Raw genomic sequence first — 276 nt, forward strand, 5'->3', positions numbered from 1 at the left:
TCTAGTTAGAAAGGACCGTTCTGCATAGTAGGAAATCATTCAAACTAGGAGAAGATAAGAGGTGCGGACAATGCCAATTCAAGTATTTATTGCCATCATACTAGTTCTTATAGTCATAAATGTGTTGATTAATCTAAAAGGCGAAAAACATACCGAGGACAGCGTTATTACAGAACAGTTTATTGTTAAGTGGCTAAAGAATGATAATGGCACATTGGCAACGTACATCAAGCCTGACAAACAGTTGGATGAAGACCTTGTTTCAGGTAGAGAAGC

Annotated in this window: 1 pseudogene; it reads left to right on the plus strand. The window is 37.7% G+C overall.

Annotated elements, in window-relative coordinates:
- Positions 1-70: 70 nt before the first annotated feature.
- Positions 71-276, plus strand: a pseudogene (locus RG959_RS24060) (glycosyl hydrolase); the annotation flags it as partial.

The sequence above is a fragment of the Domibacillus sp. 8LH genome (assembly GCF_038806185.1).
Classification (GTDB): Bacteria; Bacillota; Bacilli; order Bacillales; family Domibacillaceae; genus Domibacillus; species Domibacillus indicus_A.